This is a genomic window from Microbacterium aurantiacum (assembly GCF_031625015.1).
GTDB classification, from domain to species: domain Bacteria; phylum Actinomycetota; class Actinomycetes; order Actinomycetales; family Microbacteriaceae; genus Microbacterium; species Microbacterium aurantiacum.
Map to the genome: position 1 here is coordinate 1,533,791 of NZ_JAHWXH010000001.1, position 17,827 is coordinate 1,551,617.

General features: G+C 68.5%; 13 protein-coding genes. All 13 read left to right on the forward strand.

Going from position 1 to position 17,827, the window contains the following annotated elements; translation table 11 throughout:
• Positions 1-28: 28 nt before the first annotated feature.
• The 13 genes from KZC50_RS07115 (at position 29) to KZC50_RS07175 (ending at position 17,777) form a co-directional block, all read left to right on the forward strand.
• A complete protein-coding gene (locus KZC50_RS07115) occupies positions 29-2,455 on the forward strand; it encodes a family 43 glycosylhydrolase (protein ID WP_310891170.1) in 2,427 nt (808 codons plus the stop codon).
• Between the two features lie 201 nt (positions 2,456-2,656).
• Positions 2,657-3,295 (forward strand): hypothetical protein, encoded by a 639-nt coding sequence (locus KZC50_RS07120; RefSeq protein WP_310891171.1) that lies wholly within the window; start codon positions 2,657-2,659, stop codon positions 3,293-3,295.
• 106 nt (positions 3,296-3,401) lie between these two features.
• Positions 3,402-4,502 (forward strand): WxL protein peptidoglycan domain-containing protein, encoded by a 1,101-nt coding sequence (locus KZC50_RS07125; RefSeq protein WP_310891172.1) that lies wholly within the window; start codon positions 3,402-3,404, stop codon positions 4,500-4,502.
• An 8-nt stretch (positions 4,503-4,510) separates the two neighbouring features.
• A complete protein-coding gene (locus KZC50_RS07130) occupies positions 4,511-4,816 on the forward strand; it encodes a hypothetical protein (protein WP_272877634.1) in 306 nt (101 codons plus the stop codon).
• A gap of 44 nt (positions 4,817-4,860) precedes the next feature.
• Positions 4,861-5,880 (forward strand): LacI family DNA-binding transcriptional regulator, encoded by a 1,020-nt coding sequence (locus tag KZC50_RS07135; protein WP_310891173.1) that lies wholly within the window; start codon positions 4,861-4,863, stop codon positions 5,878-5,880.
• A 167-nt stretch (positions 5,881-6,047) separates the two neighbouring features.
• On the forward strand, positions 6,048-7,064 hold the full coding sequence (locus KZC50_RS07140; RefSeq protein ID WP_310891174.1) for an ABC transporter substrate-binding protein: 1,017 nt from the start codon (positions 6,048-6,050) through the stop codon (positions 7,062-7,064).
• 117 nt (positions 7,065-7,181) lie between these two features.
• Positions 7,182-8,753 carry a sugar ABC transporter ATP-binding protein gene (locus tag KZC50_RS07145; protein WP_236967333.1) on the forward strand — a complete coding sequence of 524 codons (1,572 nt, stop codon included), beginning with the start codon at positions 7,182-7,184 and terminating at the stop codon, positions 8,751-8,753.
• 1 nt (position 8,754) lies between these two features.
• The gene (locus tag KZC50_RS07150; RefSeq protein ID WP_310891175.1) at positions 8,755-9,792 is read left to right on the forward strand and encodes an ABC transporter permease; all 1,038 of its coding nucleotides are present in this window, start codon (positions 8,755-8,757) and stop codon (positions 9,790-9,792) included.
• The gene (locus KZC50_RS07155; RefSeq protein ID WP_310891176.1) at positions 9,789-10,832 is read left to right on the forward strand and encodes an ABC transporter permease; all 1,044 of its coding nucleotides are present in this window, start codon (positions 9,789-9,791) and stop codon (positions 10,830-10,832) included. The genes KZC50_RS07150 and KZC50_RS07155 overlap by 4 nt, the downstream gene beginning before the upstream one ends.
• Positions 10,833-10,870: 38 nt before the next feature.
• Positions 10,871-11,590, forward strand: coding sequence for an L-ribulose-5-phosphate 4-epimerase (locus tag KZC50_RS07160; RefSeq protein ID WP_310891177.1), 720 nt, complete (start codon positions 10,871-10,873; stop codon positions 11,588-11,590).
• Positions 11,587-13,185 (forward strand): xylulokinase, encoded by a 1,599-nt coding sequence (locus KZC50_RS07165; RefSeq protein WP_310891178.1) that lies wholly within the window; start codon positions 11,587-11,589, stop codon positions 13,183-13,185. The genes KZC50_RS07160 and KZC50_RS07165 overlap by 4 nt, the downstream gene beginning before the upstream one ends.
• A gap of 34 nt (positions 13,186-13,219) precedes the next feature.
• Positions 13,220-14,731, forward strand: coding sequence for an L-arabinose isomerase (araA, locus tag KZC50_RS07170; protein ID WP_310891179.1), 1,512 nt, complete (start codon positions 13,220-13,222; stop codon positions 14,729-14,731).
• A 73-nt stretch (positions 14,732-14,804) separates the two neighbouring features.
• Entirely contained in the window at positions 14,805-17,777 is a 2,973-nt protein-coding gene (locus KZC50_RS07175) for an immunoglobulin-like domain-containing protein (protein ID WP_310891180.1), read from the forward strand.
• Positions 17,778-17,827: the final 50 nt, after the last annotated feature.

Sequence of the window (17,827 nt, forward strand, 5' to 3'; positions counted from 1 at the left end):
CACCTTGTACACACAGAGGAGAAATCTCTTGCACGAGCATGGCCTCACGCGATCCCGATTCCGGATCGCAGCGATGGCCGCGGCCGGTGTGCTGTTGGCAGCGAGCCTCGCTGTCACCGCACCCGTCTACGCGGCCGAGGAGGAACTCATCGTCAACGGTGGGTTCGAAAGCGGCACACAGGGGTGGTTCGCGAACAACGGCAACTCCACCGACGGCGCCACCCTGACCCTGACCGACGACGCCTTCAGCGGCACGAGCGCTCTGCGCGTGAGTGCCCGGCAGACGACCGGCTCCGGTCCGATGCAGGATCTGTCCGGCAAGCTGCAGGCGGGCCAGACCTACACGGTGAAGGCGCGGGTGAAGTACGACAACCCCAACAGCCCTGCCACGAAGCAGTTCTTCGCGACGATGCACTACGGCGGGTTCACGTACACCAACCTCGGAAGCGTGACCCCCGCACGGGGTGAGTGGGGGTACATCAACTCCACCTTCACGATCCCCGAGGGGCAGAACGTCACCACGACGCGCCTGTTCATCGAGACGCCGTTCAACGCCAACCCCTCGACGGCGCCGGACACGCACCTGATGGACTTCGTCGTGGACGACATCTCGCTCGTGGGCGCCCCGCCGCCCCCGCCGCCGGCTGCGCCGTCGAAGACCATCGAGGTCGCCGGGAAGCTTCCGGGCGAGCACAACCCCCTGATCGGCCACAAGTTCGGCGCCGACGGCTACGGGTTCGTGCACGAGGGTCGCGTGTACATGTACATGACCAACGACACCCAGGGCTACGCCCCGAACCCGTCGACCGGTGTCTCGCCGCAGATCAACTACGGCAACATCAACCAGCTGACGCTCATCTCGACCACCGACATGGTCAACTGGGTCGACCACGGTGAGATCCAGGTCGCCGGCCAGAACGGCATCGCCCCGTTCACGAACAACTCGTGGGCTCCCGGCATCGAGAAGAAGGTCGTCAACGGCGAGGAGAAGTTCTTCCTCTACTACGCCAACGGCGGCGGATCCAGCAACGTCATCACCGGCGACTCGCCTCTCGGCCCCTGGTCGAGCCAGCGCACCTCGACGCTGATCAACAGCAGCACCCCGGGTTCCCAGGGCGTGTCGTGGCTGTTCGACCCGGCGCCGTTCGTCGACGACGACGGTCAGGCCTACCTGTACTTCGGTGGCGGTCCCGCCTCGACGAGCTTCCCCGCGGCGGAGCGCTTCAACAACCCGAAGAACCTGCGCGTGATCGAGCTCGGTGACGACATGGTCTCCACGCAGGGCACCGCGGCCGTCGTCGACGCGCCCGTCGCCTTCGAAGCGGCGCAGGTGTTCAAGCGCGGCGAGAAGTACTACCTGTCCTACTCGTCGCACTTCGGCGGCAACGACTTCGGCGGCAACCAGACCCGCGTTCCCGGCTACCCGGGCGGCGGTGAGATCGGCTACATGATCTCCGACGACCCGATGTCGTTCCCCAAGGAGGCCTACGCGGGCGTCATGTTCCCGAACCAGTCGCAGTTCTTCGGTGCGGGGACCGGTGGCAACAACCACCAGTCGGTGTTCGAGTACGAGGGCAAGTACTACTTCACCTACCACGCCCCCACCCTCAACAAGCGCATCAACGGCGACACCACGCAGGGCTACCGGAGCCCCCACATCCAGGAGCTGACCTTCAAGGAGGACGGCACCGTCAACCAGGTCGTCGGCGACTACGCCGGGGTCGAGCAGGTGCGCGACTTCGATCCGTTCCGGACGTTCGAAGCCGAGACCCTGGGCTGGAGCAAGGGCATCGCCACGGCGAAGATCGACGGCGGCTCGGCGGAGTTCGGCGGCACGTCGCCGAACCTGGCCGTGACCGACATCGACAACGGCGACTACACCGCCCTGTCCTCCGTCGCCTTCGGTGACGACGGCGCGGCGTCCGTCTCGGTGAAGGTCAAGCCGCTCCAGGAGGGTGGCGAGATCCAGGTCCGTCAGGGCAGCGCCACCGGCACCGTCCTCGGCACCATCCCGGTGGCGGGCGAGGTCGGCCAGTGGACCGAGCTCTCGGCCGAGCTCACGGGGGCGACGGGCACGCAGGACGTGTTCTTCACCTTCGCGGGACCGACCGGCGACCTGTTCGAGCTCGACACGTGGTCGTTCACGGCTGCGGACGCCGCCCCGTCCCTCGACGTGACGGCTGCGGTGACGACCCGGTGCCTCGCCGGCAAGGTCGTGACCTCGGTGTCGGTCGCGAACCAGGATGAGGTTCCGGTCCGCGCCACGATCGTGACGGACTTCGGCACGAAGACGTACGCCTCCATCGAGCCCGGGAAGACCGCCTCGACGGCGTTCAACACGCGCTCGACGAGCGTCGTCGCCGGCTCCGCCACCGTGACGGCCACGGCCGTCGTCGACGGCGAGACCGTCGAGGTCGAGCTCGACGCGTCGTACGGCGCGCGCAGCTGCGGCTGACCCGAGAAACCCCGGGGGCGGACCGCGTGTCCGCCCCCGGGAAATCCCCTCCGGAAAGACTTGTCCCCTCGATTTGTTCTCGGTAACATGAACGAGTCGCGAGACAGGGATACCCCGGGCCTGACGAGCGACGACCGGAAAGTCCGGTGGTCTTTGCACGCTCGATCGACGTGGTCGTCGGTCGAAGAAACGGAGTAAGCAATGAAGTTTTCTCGTGGGCTTTCGGCCCGTATCGCCGTGGCCGCCGCCGGCAGCCTCGTGCTCGCCGGTGCGGCCGGCACCGCCTTCGCCGAGGAGTTCGGCAACGAGGATGTCGACGTCAACGTCGAGATCGCGCCGCTCGAAGAGCCGGGCACGCTGAGCCTCAGCGTCGACGGAACCTCGTCGCCGCTGTCCGAGGTCGCTTCGGGCGACGCGGAGATCCGTCAGTTCGACGGCACTCTCCCCGTAGTCACGGTCACCGACACGCGCACGCCTGAGGAGGTCCCCGAGGGGGCGTTCTGGTACGTGCTCGGGCAGGCGTCCGAGTTCGTCGGAGACGCCGGACAGGACCCCCTCGCTCCCGGTCATCTCGGCTGGGTGCCCGAGCTCGTCGGCGACGACGGCGACGGCATCGTCCAGGCGGGCCAGGAGATCGAGACGATCCTCGACGAGGGCGTGGCCAACCCGGCGGTCGGCCTCGTCGAGGGCGAGATCCTGTACCTCGCCGACACGGCTCCGGCACGGGACGGCGGGACCAGCTCCTGGTCCGCGACCGCTGGTCTGACGCTCAAGACCCCGCTCGACGTCGCCCCCGGTTCATACAGCTCCACTCTGACGCTCTCACTCTTCGAGGAGTGAGCGTCCCCGCGCGGTAGCGCTCCGCAGTCGTGACGGCGTGCGTGAGGACCGGGGTCGGTGTTCGGCCCCGGTTCTCACCCGTCAGCGTGCGTCAGGATGGATATCCATGCGAACAATCCCCACCCGCGTCTCGATCGCGGCGGCCTGGGCGACGGCTCTGGCCCTCGCCCTCGGCACGTCCGTCGTCGGAGCCGTGCCGGCGCACGCGCAGGATGACGACGACCGGATCACATGGTCCGTCACTCCCGCCGATGCGTCCGGTCCGGATCAGCGCGGCGTGATCGAGCAGGAACTCGATCCCGGCCAGACGGCAGAGGACTTCTTCGCGGTCCGCAACTCCAGTCGGGTCGCCGTCACGTTCCAGCTCAACGCGGCGGACGGCTACTACAACGAGAACGGCCGGTTCAACATGCTCCCCTCCGATCGGGAGTCCGTCGATGCGGGGACCTGGATCGACCTTCCGGAGTCGGTGACCGTCGAGCCGAACGCCACGGTCGTGGTGCCGTTCACGACGACCGTGCCCGAGGACGCCGTCCCGGGCGACCACGTGGCGGGCATCGCCGCTTCGGTGCTGTCCACCGGCACCGACGACACCGGATCGCAGGTGGGGGTGGAGAGCCGCGTCGGCTTCCGTATCCTCACCCGCGTCACCGGCGACATCGTCGCCTCGGCGGAGATCGGGGGAGTGGTCACCGAGTACACGCTCGCGTGGAACCCGATCCGGCCGGGTGCCATGACGGCATCCTTCGACGTCACCAACACCGGCAACGCCAACGTGACCGTCGCCGGTCAGGTCGGCGCGGGCACCGGAGTCGTCGCCATCGGCGAGGACGACGGCGCGCGGCAGACGCTGCTTCCCGGCGAGACGCGCCGTGTCGAGGTCGTCGTGCCGGGGGTGTGGCCGACGTTCTACGTGCCGGTGGAGATCACCCTCGTCCCCGAAGGCTTCGACCTCGGCGGGGATGCCGTCCCCGTCGAGCCCATCACCGCGTCGGCGACGGCGTGGGCCATCCCCGTTCCCCAACTCCTCATCCTCTTCGGTCTCGTGCTCGTCATCGGCGCGCTCTTCTGGGGGCGCCGACGCTCGCGGAACCGCATGGCGGCGGCTCTCGCCGCGGCCCGAGAGGAAGGCCGCGCCGCGGCCGCCCAGAACCACCCATCCGACGACGTCCTACTCCCCAGCGGCGGCTCGTCCCCACTCCAGTGAGGCCTGCCTTGAACATCTTCTCCACCGAGACGGACCAGAGCGACGGCGTCAGCGTCGACGTCGAAATCACACCTCTGCCCACCCCGACCCCCACCCCGACGCCGACCGAGACGGTGATCCCCTCGCCGACGCCGGTCCCCACCGACACCCCCCTCCCGTCCCCGAGCCCCACCGGCGTTCCCTCGGTGCCGGACTGGCTCGCGGGCACCGGCATCGACCCCACCTGGCTCATCATCGGCGCGGTCGCATTGGTCGGGGCCGGGGTCATCGCGTACGCTCTGCGTCGCAGGGGGGCACGCGCCGGTAGCGACTGAGCGCTCGGCACCCCATGCTGGAAATGAACAAAGGGGGGACGCCGATGAGCGATCAGAATCGCGCGTGGCAGCGTCCGAGCATCTACGACGTGGCCGCCCACGCCGGAGTCTCGCACATGACCGTATCCCGGGTGCTCAACGGGCATCCCAACATCCGGGACTCGACCCGCGAGCGGGTGATGCAGGCGATCGACGAGATGAACTACACGCGGAGCTCGATCGCCCGGGCACTCGCGACGCGTAAGGCCATGCGGATCGGGGTGATGGTCGACGGACCGGTCGAGTACGGCCCGAACAGTACGCTGCGCGCCCTCGAGCGCGCCGCGCGCGACAGCGGCTACTCGGTGAGCGCCTTCTCGATCTCGGACGACCCCGATCTGGGGGTGGATGTCGGCGTGGCCGACCTGATGTCGCAGGGCGTCGACGCCCTGTGCGTCATCGCCCCCCGCTCCTCGTCGCTCGACACGCTGCGCGAGCAGCCCACCCGTGTGCCGGTGCTCGTGGTCAAAGCAGACCCCGACCCGGAGATGATGACCGTCGCGGTCGACCAGCGCGCGGGTGCGCACGCGGCCGTGGCGCACCTCGTCGATCTCGGACACCGCGAGATCCTGCACATCTCGGGCCCGCTCGACTGGCTCGACGCCCGCGCCCGTCACACGGCGTGGGAGGAGGATCTCGCCGATCGGGGGCTCACGATCCGCGACGCGCTGGTCGGCGACTGGACCTCGGATGCCGGCTTCGCGATCGGCCGCGACGCGCCCGCCATCGACGACGTCACCGCGGTGTTCGCATCGAACGACCAGATGGCCCTCGGTCTCATCCACGGACTCACGAAGCGCGGGTTGCGCGTTCCCGAGGACATCAGCGTCGTCGGCTTCGACGATCTGCCCGACGCGCGTCACTTCCTGCCTCCGCTCACGACGGTGCGACAGGACTTCGCCGAGCTCGGACGCCTGGGCCTGGAGCTGCTCGTCAGCCGCATCGCGGGCGAGGAGCCGGCGGACAGCGCGATGATCCTGCCCGAGCTCATCGTGCGCGAATCCACGGCGCCGCCGCGCGCCTGATCGCCGTCCCCGGGCGGGCGTAACGACTCCGTAACGGAAACTTGCAACTCTTGCTTGCAATTCTTGTTAGCGCGCACAATACTGATGCACGCGGCTGCGACAGGCAGCTGCACCAGAGTGATCCGACCCGACTCCACGATGGAGCGTCGATCTCAAGGAGGAGACACATGTCACAGAAGAAGCGCCTGCTCGGCGTCATCGGTTTCGTCGGCGCTGGGGCGCTGGCACTGGGCCTCGCCGGCTGTGCATCGGGCGGCGACAACGGCGGCAGCGCCGGTGGCGACACCGGTGGCGACGGCGAGCTCATCACTGTCGGCTTCGTCGCGGTCGGCCCCGAGGGCGGCTGGCGCAACGCGAACGAGCAGGCTGTCAAGGACGCCTTCACGGAGGAGGCCGGCTACGAGCTCAAGTACGCTCCGGCCGCCAGCCCGAGCGACCAGAAGTCGCAGCTCGACGCGTTCTCGACCTTCGTCAACGACGAGGTCGACGTCATCCTCCTCACCGCGACCGAGGCGTCCGGCTGGGAGGACTCGCTCGAGCTCGCTCAGGAGGCCGAGATCCCCGTCATCCTGCTCGACCGCGGTGTCGACGCCAGCGAGGACCTCTACGTCACCCGTATCGCCCCCGACAACTTCCAGGTCGCGGCCTCCGTCGGCGCATGGGCCGTGGAGACCTTCCCGGAGGGTGCGAACTACTACGTGCTCGAGGGCGTCCCGGGTCTCTCGGTCGTCAACGAGCGCAACGAGGGCTTCGACTCCGAGGTCGAGGGTACCGAGGGCTTCACCAAGGTCGGCGCGCAGACCGCCAACTGGAAGACCGACGAGGGCAAGTCCGTCACCGAGACGGTGCTCCGCGCCAACAACAACGACATCCAGTTCATCTTCGCCCAGAACGACGAGATGGGTATCGGCGCCGCGCAGGCCGTCGAGGCTGCCGGTCTCGTCCCCGGTGAGGACGTCAAGATCGCCACGATCGACGGCACCACCGGTGCCCTCGAGGCGCTCGCCGCGGGCCAGCTGAGCTTCGTCGCTCAGTACAACCCGTTCTTCGGCGACATCGCCGTCGACGTCGTCGAGAAGGCGCTCGCCGGTGAGACCGTCGAGTCGACCATCATCGTCGACAGCGCGACGTTCGACTCGCCGGAGGCCGGCGAGACGGCGCTCGCCGACGGCCAGGGCTTCTGAGCTCGGATCGTCTGACCAGCACCACCACCTGACGGAGCGGGGATCGCCGCACAAGGCGATCCCCGTTCCTGTCGGCTCACACCCGAAACCAGCACTACACGAGGAAGTTCGTCAGAGATGACCGAATCCCCCCCGATCGTCGAAGTCCGCGGCGCATCGATCACGTTCCCCGGCGTCAAGGCACTCGACGAGGTCGACTTCCGGCTCCTCCCCGGCGAGGTCCACACCCTCATGGGTGAGAACGGCGCGGGGAAGTCGACCCTGATCAAGGCGCTGACCGGCGTCTATCAGATCGACTCGGGCGACATCCTCGTCTTCGGCGAGAAGCGCCACCTCACGGGAACGGCGTCCGCGCAGGCCGCCGGCATCTCCACGGTGTACCAGGAGGTCAACCTCTGCACGAACCTCACCATCGGTGAGAACGTGATGCTCGGGCACGAGGTCCGCGGCCCCCTCGGCATCAACTGGCGGAAGACCCACGCGCAGGCCGAGGACGCCCTCTCTCGCATGGGGCTCGGCCACCTCGACACCCGCGCACCCCTCTCGTCCATCTCGATCGCGCTCCAGCAGCTCGTCGCGATCAGCCGCGCGATGGTCACCGACTCCAAGGTCCTCATCCTCGACGAGCCGACCTCGAGCCTGGACGCCGCCGAGGTCGAGGTCCTCTTCACCGTGATGCGACGTCTTCGCGACCAGGGTGTCGCCATCCTCTTCGTCTCGCACTTCCTCGACCAGGTCTACGCCATCAGCGACCGCATCACGGTCCTGCGCAACGGTCAATTCGTCGGGGAGTACCTCAAGCGGGACCTCGATCGCAGCGCACTCATCTCCAAGATGATCGGCAAGGACTTCGAGACGCTCCGTGCGCTCGGCTCGAACCGCCAGGTCGACGTGCGCGACCGCACCGAGACGCCGGTTTACGCCGCTGAGGACCTCGGCCGCAAGGGCGCACTGGCCCCGACCGACATCGAGATCCACCGCGGCGAGGTCGTCGGGTTCGCCGGTCTCCTCGGCGCCGGCCGGACCGAGCTCGCCCGCCTCATCTTCGGCGCCGACCGTGCCGACTCCGGCGCCGTCCGCGTCAAGGGCAAGAAGGCGTCCATCACGTCGCCGGTCAACGGTCTCGCCCAGCACATCGCGTATTCGACCGAGAACCGCCGCGACGACGGCATCATCGGCGACCTCAGCGTCCGCGAGAACATCATGCTTGCCGTCCAGGCGAAGCGCGGATGGCTGCGCCGCGTCCCCGCGCGCGAGGTCGACCAGCTCGTGAAGACCTACATGGAGCGCTTCAGCGTGCGCCCCAACGACCCGGACCGTCCGATCCGGCTCCTCTCCGGCGGCAACCAGCAGAAGGTCCTCCTCGGCCGCTGGCTGGCCACCGAGCCCGACCTGCTCCTCCTCGACGAGCCGACCCGCGGCATCGACGTCGGCGCCAAGGCCGACATCCAGGAAGCGGTCGCGGAGCTCGCCGAAGGCGGCATGAGCGTCGTCTTCATCTCGTCCGAGCTGGAGGAGGTCGTGCGGCTGTCCGAGCGGATCGTGATCCTGAAGGACCACCAGAAGGTCGGCGAGGTCGTCAACGGCCCCGACGTGACTGCGGAGAGCATCGTGTCGATCATCGCCGCCGACGGCAGCGCGGACCGATCAGAAGAGCAGGGCGAGAAGATCGCCGAAGGAGAGATCTGACATGGCGATCGTCAAGACGCTCATCCGCACCCCGTGGTTCTGGGGCCTGGTGGGCATCGCGCTCCTCCTGACCGTGAACACGCTCAAGGATCCGACCTACCTCGCGATCGGCATCAACTCCACGACCGGCCTCCTCGCCGGAAACGTCCTGGACATCCTCCGTGTGTCGGCGCCGATCATCATGATCGCCCTCGGCATGACGTTCGTCATCGCCACGAAGGGCATCGACCTCTCGGTCGGCTCGATCATGGCGGTCGGTGGAGCGGCGGCGATGGAGACGCTCCGCGCCGTGGACGGCCAGAGCCCGTTCGGAGCGATGTTCATCGCGATCGCCGTGGCGCTCCTTATCGGTGCACTCCTCGGTGTGATCAACGGACTGCTCGTCGCAGTCGTGGGTCTCCAGCCCTTCATCAGCACCCTGGTGATGATGCTCGCCGCGCGAGGCATCGCCCGAGTGATCACCGGCGGTCAGAACACCAACGCCACGAACGCTCCTTTCCGCGAGATCTCGAACGGCCAGATCCTGGGACTCCCGACGAGCTTCGTCCTCGCGATCGCGATCGTCGTGGTGGTGTCGCTCATCATGCGCCGGACGGCTCTCGGCCTCATGATCGAGTCGATCGGGGTGAACCCCGCGGCCAGCCGCCTCGCCGGCATCCGACCCCGCCCGATCCTCATCACCGTCTACGTCCTCTCCGCCGTCCTCGCGGCCACCGGTGGTCTGTTCACGGTGTCGGAGGTGATGACGGTCGACGTGTCGGGAACCGGGTACCAGATGGAGCTCGACGCGATTCTCGCGGTCGTGATCGGCGGCACCTCCCTCGCGGGCGGCAAGTTCTCGATCCTCGGCTCCACGATCGGTGCACTCCTCATCGCGACGCTGAACAAGACCGTCCTGTTCCTGGGCGTCTCGGCGGCGGCGACGCCCGCCTTCAAGGCGATCGTCATCGTCCTCCTCGTCCTGCTGCAATCCGAACGCGTGCGGAACTACGTCCTCCGACTCGGACGCCGTCGCTCCCGTAAGGAGGTCGTCGCGTGAGCGCGCCCGTCACGTCCCCCGCCCTCGGTGCCGAGAGCGCCGCCCAGACCGCCCTCCAGCGCGTCTGGGGTCGAAGCCAGTCGATCATCCCGACCCTCGCGGCCGTCGTCCTGCTGATCGCCATGCTGGTGTACGCCGAGATCGCCTACGGGCGCGTCTTCCACGCCGGAACGATGTCGAGCCTCCTGGTCAGTTTCGCGCCGACGATCATCCTCGCCGTCGGGATGACGATCGTCATCCTCTCCGGGGGGATCGACCTCTCGGTCGGGGCGGTGGTGGCCTTCACCTCGGTCGCCGGTGTCATGCTCATGAACATCGGGATCAACGGCTGGCTGTCGATCCTCCTCATGATCGGGTTCGGTGCGCTCTTCGGCCTGGTCTCGGGCGTCCTGATCCAGTACTTCAACGTGCAGCCCTTCATCGCCACCCTGGCGATGATGTTCCTCGCCCGCGGTCTCGCCTCCATCCTGTCCACGGTTCCGGTCCAGGCCCCCGAGAACGCCCCGATCCTGCTGATCGGGACCGACTTCAAGATCATCGACGGTCCGAAGGTCAACGACCTCGTGCTCACCCCCGGATTCTTCATCGCGATCCTGGTGATCATCGGCGCCTACGTCTTCCTCCACCGCACGCGGATGGGGCGCACGGTCTACGGCATCGGCGGCGCGGAGTCCTCGGCGCAGCTCATGGGTCTGCCCGTTGCGCGTACGCGCGTCTGGATCTACGTGGTCAGCGGCGCGCTCGCGGGGCTCGCTGCCGTCGTGTACACCGCCGAGGTCGGCGGCAAGGCGCAGAACGTGACCGGCATCGGCTGGGAGCTGGACGCGATCGCCGCGGTCGTCATCGGCGGCACGCTCCTCACCGGTGGTGCCGGATACGTCCTCGGCTCGGTGGTGGGTTCGCTCGTGCTGGCGTCGCTCTGGATGATCATCACCAAGGACGGCACGATCCGGCCCGAGTACCTGACGATCATCACCGGCGGCATCCTGCTCGTGTTCGTGCTCCTGCAGCGCGTCCTCACCGCTCGTCGTCGACGATGAGCGCCGCCCCCACCCCCGAGGCCCCGAAGGAGACGTCCATGGCTGTGGAAGCCCCCCGATTCGCCCCCGAGGTGCAGGCGTCCATCGAGGCGGTCCGCGCCGACGTCGCGGCGTTGCACGGTGAGCTCGTCCGCTACAACCTGATCGTGTGGACCGGCGGGAACGTCTCCGGTCGGGTGCCGGGCGCGGACCTGTTCGTGATCAAGCCGTCCGGGGTCTCGTACGATGACCTCGCGCCGGAGAACATGATCCTGTGCGATCTGGACGGCAACGTCGTTCCGGGGACGCCGGGGAGCGAGCGGAGCCCGTCGAGCGACACCGCGGCGCACGCGTACGTGTATCGGAACATGCCGGATGTCGGGGGTGTGGTGCACACGCATTCCACGTTCGCGGTGGCGTGGGCGGCGCGGGGTGAGGAGATCCCGTGTGTGATCACGGCGATGGCGGATGAGTTCGGTGGTCCGATCCCGATCGGTCCGTTCGCGATCATCGGTGATGACTCGATCGGTCGCGGGATCGTGGAGACGCTGTCGGGGCACCGTTCGCGGGCGGTGCTGATGCAGAACCACGGTCCGTTCACGATCGGGGTGTCGGCGAAGGATGCCGTGAAGGCGGCGGTCATGGTCGAGGACGTCGCGCGCACGGTGCATTACGCGCGGGAGGCGGGACCTCTCATCCCGATTCCGCAGGAGGCGATCGACAGCCTCTACAACCGCTACCAGAACGTCTACGGGCAGGCGGGGGACGAGCGCCGATGAGTGATCACGACGCCGCGGCGGCGATCCGCGAGGGCCGGGCGGTGCTCGGCATCGAGCTCGGTTCGACGCGCATCAAGGCCTGCCTCGTCCTCGCGGACGATCCGTCCACGGTCCTCGCCGTCGGATCCCACGCCTGGGAGAACCGCTTCGTCGATCGGGTGTGGACGTACACCCTGGCCGACGTCTGGGCGGGCGTCCAGGGCGCCTACGCCGACCTCGCCGCCGACGTCGCTCGACGGTACGGCGTCCCGCTGGAGAACCTCGCCGCCATCGGCGTCTCGGCCATGATGCACGGTTACCTCGCCCTCGACGAGCGCGGAGATCTGCTGGCCGAGTTCCGTACGTGGCGCAACACCAACACCGACCGTGCGGCATCCGTGCTGACGGAGCTGTTCGGAGTGAACATCCCGCTGCGGTGGTCGATCGCCCACCTCTACCAGGCGGTTCTCGACGAGGAGCCCCACGTCCCGGACGTCCGCCTCATCACGACGCTCGCCGGGTACGTCCACTGGAAGCTCACGGGGCGCTCGGCGCTCGGCATCGGCGACGCCTCCGGCATGTTCCCGATCGATCCGGCGCGTCGGGACTACGACCGCGGGCTGATGAAGAAGTTCGACCGGCTCGTCTCGGAGCGCGCCTTCGGGCTCCGCATCGCCGATGTGCTGCCCGAGGTGCTCGTCGCCGGGCAGGATGCCGGTGCCCTCACCCCCGAGGGGGCGGCCCTGCTCGATGTCTCGGGAGCGCTCCGCCCGGGCATTCCGCTCTGCCCGCCGGAAGGCGATGCCGGCACCGGAATGGTCGCGACGTGCTCCGTCGCGCCGCGCACGGGGAACGTCTCCGCCGGCACGAGTATCTTCGCGATGGTCGTCCTGGAGAAGCCGCTCGCGACCGCGCACGCCGAGCTCGACGTCGTCACCACGCCCGTCGGAGACCCCGTGGCGATGGTGCACTGCAACAACGGCGCGAGCGAGCTCGCCGCGTGGGTCGGCCTGTTCGGCCGGTTCGCGACCGTGGGTGGGGGAGACCTCGACCCCGATGAGGTGTTCGAGGTGCTCTTCCGCGAGGCCCTCGACGGCGATCCGGATGCCGGAGGCATCCTGGCGTACAACCACCTCGCCGGCGAGCCGATCGCCGGGCTCTCCGAGGGGCGCCCGCTCGTGGTCCGCACGCCCGACAGCCGCTTCACGCTCGCGAACTTCATGCGCGCCCAGCTCTACGGTGCCTTCGGCACCCTCGCGCTCGGGATGCGCGTGCTCGAGAACGAGGGCGTGGCCCTGGACCGCATGTTCGCGCACGGGGGCATCTTCCGCACCGCCGGGGTCGCACAGCGCTTCCTGGCCGGGGCGCTCGACGCGCCGGTCGTGGTCGCCGAGACCGCCTCCGAAGGCGGGGCATGGGGGATCGCGGTCCTCGCCGCGTACCTCTCGGCCCCCGCGGACATGAGCCTGGACACCTACCTGCGCGAGCGCGTGTTCGCCGACGCCAGCTTCCGCACGCTCGAGCCTGATCCCGAGGACGTCCCCGGCTTCGCCGCGTACCTGACCCGGTACCGTGCGGGGCTGGCCGTCGAAGCGGCAGCCGTCGCGGCTCTCTGACCTCTCTCCCTCTCTACCTCGAAGGATTCCTCGCATGACCCGTACTCCGCTTTCCACTTCCCTCGACGGCTACGAGGTGTGGTTCGTCACCGGTAGCCAGAACCTCTACGGCGAGGAGACGCTGCGGCAGGTGGCGGAGCAGTCCCAGGCCGTGGCCGACGGCCTCGCCGGGTTGCCGGTGCGCGTGGTGTGGAAGCCGGTGCTGAAGGATGCCGACAGCATCCGTCGCCTCGCTCTGGAGGTGAACGGGCGGGATGACGTGATCGGTGTGATCGCGTGGATGCACACCTTCAGCCCGGCGAAGATGTGGATCGCGGGTCTGGACGCCCTCCGAAAGCCTCTGCTGCACCTGCACACGCAGGCGAACGTGGAGCTGCCGTGGGGTGAGATCGACTTCGACTTCATGAACCTGAACCAGGCCGCCCACGGTGACCGCGAGTTCGGGTACATCCAGACGCGTCTGGGGATCACGCGGAAGACCGTCGTGGGGCATGTGTCGAACCCGGCGGTTCGTCAGCAGGTCGAGGACTGGCAGCGGGCGGCAGCGGGGTGGACCGCGGCGCGGACGCTGAAGCTCGCCCGTTTCGGTGACAACATGCGCTACGTCGCTGTCACGGAGGGCGACAAGACCGAGGCCGAGCTGCGCTTGGGCGTGCAGGTCAACACGTGGGGTGTGAACGAGCTGGCCGACGCGGTGGCCGCGGCATCCGCGTCCGAGATCGACGCGCTCGTCGTGGAGTACGAAGAGCTCTACGACGTCGCGGACGAACTGCGCGTGGGCGGAGAGCGCCACCAGTCCCTCCGCGACGGCGCGGCGATCGAGATCGGTCTGCGGTCGTTCCTCGAAGAGGGCGGGTTCGGGGCGTTCACCACGTCGTTCGAAGACCTCGGTGCGTTGACGCAGCTGCCGGGCCTTGCGGTCCAGCGTCTGATGGCAGACGGATACGGCTTCGGTGCGGAGGGCGACTGGAAGACCGCGATCCTCGTGCGGGTCGCCAACGTCATGGGCGCCGGGCTCCCCGGAGGGGCGAGCCTCATGGAGGACTACACGTACGACCTGGTTCCCGGGGATGAGAAGATCCTCGGCGCGCACATGCTCGAGGTGTCTCCGTCGCTGTCGTCGCAGAAGGCGCGGCTGGAGATCCATCCCCTGGGCATCGGCGGCAAGGACGACCCGGTGCGTCTGGTCTTCACCGCCGACCCCGGGCCCGCGCTCGTGGTGGCGATGAGCGACATGCGCGACCGATTCCGCCTGGTCGCGAACGTGGTGGAGAACATCACCGCCCCCGACCTTCCGAACCTTCCCGTCGGTCGTGCGGTCTGGCGTCCCGCGCCGGACTTCGCCACCTCCGCGGCGTGCTGGCTGACCGCCGGCGCCGCCCACCACACGGTGATGACCACCGCCGTGGGGATCGACGTTTTCCGCGACTTCGCCGACATGGCCGGCACCGAACTCCTCGTCATCGACGAGGACACCACCCTGCGTCGGTTCCAGCACGAAGTGCGCTGGAACCAGGCCTACTACCGCCTCGCCCAGGGCCTCTGAACCCGCAACTCTCCCTGAGCGCTCGCCCTGCGAGCGTGGCCCCCCACCCGAACAAGAGAGGAAGGTCTCACTGATGAGACGATCCACCATCCAGCCGCAGCGTCGGCGTTCCGCGTTCCGGCGCGGACTCGCCGGCACCGTGGCCGGCGTTATGGCGCTGACCGGCGTGGGCCTGGCCCCGGCGGTCGCGACGGCCGCCGAGTTGCCGGCGCCCACGGCGCACTACGACATGTCGCACAGCGGTTCGCAGCTGCTCGACGTGTCGGGCAACGCCCGTCACGCGACACTGACGGGACTCACCTCGGCATCCTTCGCGGATGCCGGAGGCGACGACGTCCTGCGCTTCCGTGCGGACGGATACGCTTCGCTACCCAAGGGTCTCGTGACGGGGACCGACAACAACTTCACGGTGGAGTTCACCGTGGCGACCCAGACCGCCGGGAACAACTTCGGCTGGGTCATCGGCGACGGTGTCGGCCCCTGGAACACCACGCAGCTCGGAAACCACATCTTCCTGAGCCCTCGATCCGCCCAGGGCGGCTACACGAACCAGGTGCTGGCCGCGATCCGCGTCAAGACCGACGGAAACAACGGCGAAACCCGGATGCCTGCGGGCGGAGGCCTCAACCCGGGCTTCACGACCCTCACGATGGTCGGTTCGGGCAACACCCTCACCCTCTACCGCGACGGCGCGGTGATCTCGACGCTCACGCACAACCGCTCGATGAGCTCGATCATCCCGGCCGGAAACACCCTCGGCTACATCGGTCGCTCGCTCTACCAGGGCGACGCGCTGCTGCGCGCGGACGTCTCCGACATGAAGTTCTGGGACGTCGCCCTCACCGCCGACGAGGTGACGGCGAGCATGCCCGACGCCGAGGAGAAGACCGCGGCGACCGCGGCGCTCCTCCGCGGCGAGGTGCTCGCGAACATGCTGGGTGCCAACCCGTCGCTCGACAGCGTCACCTCGAACCTCACGCTCGGAGCGAGCGTGAACGGGGTGAACCTCACCTGGGCGTCGTCGAACCCCGCCGTGATCTCGACCACCGGTGTCGTGTCGCGGGCGATCACCGAGAACACCCCGGTCACGCTCACCGCGACGACCTCGCTCGGGTCGACCCTGACCTTCGACGCGACCGTCATCGCCCCGACCGTCGGCGCCGACCTCGACGCCATCGTGCTGGAGGAGCGGACCACGGAGAACCTGCCCCTCGCGGTGAAGGGCTCCGTCAACGGCGCCGAGATCACGTGGGAGTCCTCCGACCCGGCGCTCGTCTCCGCCACCGACCCGGACTACGTCGCGCCCTCCGTGGGTGCGGCCGACCCGTTCGAGGGCGGCGGTCTGGTCACGCGTCCCGCGTACGGTGAGGGCGACCGCGAGGTCACGCTCACCGCGACGGCGACCCTCAACGGTCAGACGGCGACGCGCACGTTCACGCTGGACGTCGCTGAGAAGGCCCGCACGGCTCCGGACGAGGGCTACGTCGCGGCGTACTTCAAGTCCGACTCCGACGAGCGGATCTACCAGGCGGCCACCTCCGGCAACGACTTCTTCAGCTTCGCGCCGGTCAACGGCGGGCAGCCCACGGTCGAGAACACCGCTGACACCACGGGCCTCCGCGACCCGTATATCCTCCGCTCGGCCGAGGGCGACAAGTACTACATGATCGCGACCGACCTCTGCATCGGATGCGGCACCGGTTGGGGTCCCGCGCAGTCCGACGGCAGCCTGAAGGTGCACATCTGGGAATCGACCGACCTGGTCAACTGGGAGCGCACCAACGACGAGAACTCCGGCATCACCGTCAACCAGCCCGCCGCGGGCATGACGTGGGCGCCGGAAGCCTACTGGGATGACGAGCTGCAGTCGTACGTGCTGTTCTTCGCGTCGCGTCTGTACTCCGACGCCAGCAAGAGCAACAGCGACAACCTGTACGCCCGGATGTTCTACGTGCTGACGCGCGACTTCCGCACCTTCACCTACCCGCCGCAGAGCTGGCAGGACACCGGATACGCGCGCATCGACTCGACCGTCATCAAGATCGACGACTTCTACTACCGCTTCACCAAGAACGAAGAGGGTGGCGCAGCCGACGGTCTCGAGGCGGGCAAGGACATCTTCCTGGAGAAGTCGCAGGTCCTCACCGCTCCGACCACCCGGTCGAACTGGTCGGCCGATCCCTCGCAGACGTGGCAGCTCACCGACACGCGGATGACCACGCTGGAGACGAACCAGGCGGGCGAGGGTCCGCAGGTGATCAAGCTCAACGAAGGCGACCCGAACAACACCGGCGACGGCTACGTCTTCCTCGTGGACAACTACGGCGACGGCGGCTACCGGGCGTTCGTGACGACGGGCGACGAGATCGCCTCGAGCTCGCAGGCCGATCGTCTCTCGCAGCGGAGCTCGTGGGTCGTGCGTCAGCGCGGCGGGCTCCCCGCCAGCCCGCGTCACGGCTCGTTCGTGAACGTCTCGGGTCAGGTCCTCGATGCGGTCAACAGCTGGAGCGACATCGAGGCGGTCGCCTCGACCACGGCGCTCGACGCCGACGGCCGTGAGCTCACGGCATCCGTCACCGCGGAGGACGAGGGCGATGTCGTCGGCACCGTCACCTTCGCCGGCGGCGAGTGGTCGGAGACCGTCGCGCTCGTCGACGGAACCGCGACGGCGACCGCGCCGGCCGGCGTGACCACCGTCACGGCGACCTACGACGGCTACCGCGACGGTCTGGTCGCGACCTCGGTCTCGGATGAGGTCGAGATCGCCGGTCTCGCCGTCACCGCGACGGCGATCACGCGCTGCCTCGCGGGCAAGGTGCTGGAGTCGGTGACGATCGCCAACGACGCGGATGCCGCGGCGACGGTGGTCATCCAGAGCCGCTACGGGTCGAAGACCTTCGTGTTGGCCCCCGGTAAGAAGGCGACGCACACCTTCACCACCCGCACGGCGGCCTACACCGCCGGCGTGATCGAGGTCTCCGCCTCGACCGCCGACGGACGCTCCGTCCAGACGGAGGTGTCGCTGGCAGCGCGCAGCTGCAACTGAACACGGACACGGTGGGGGTCGGCGGTGCATCCGTCGGCCCCCACCGTCTG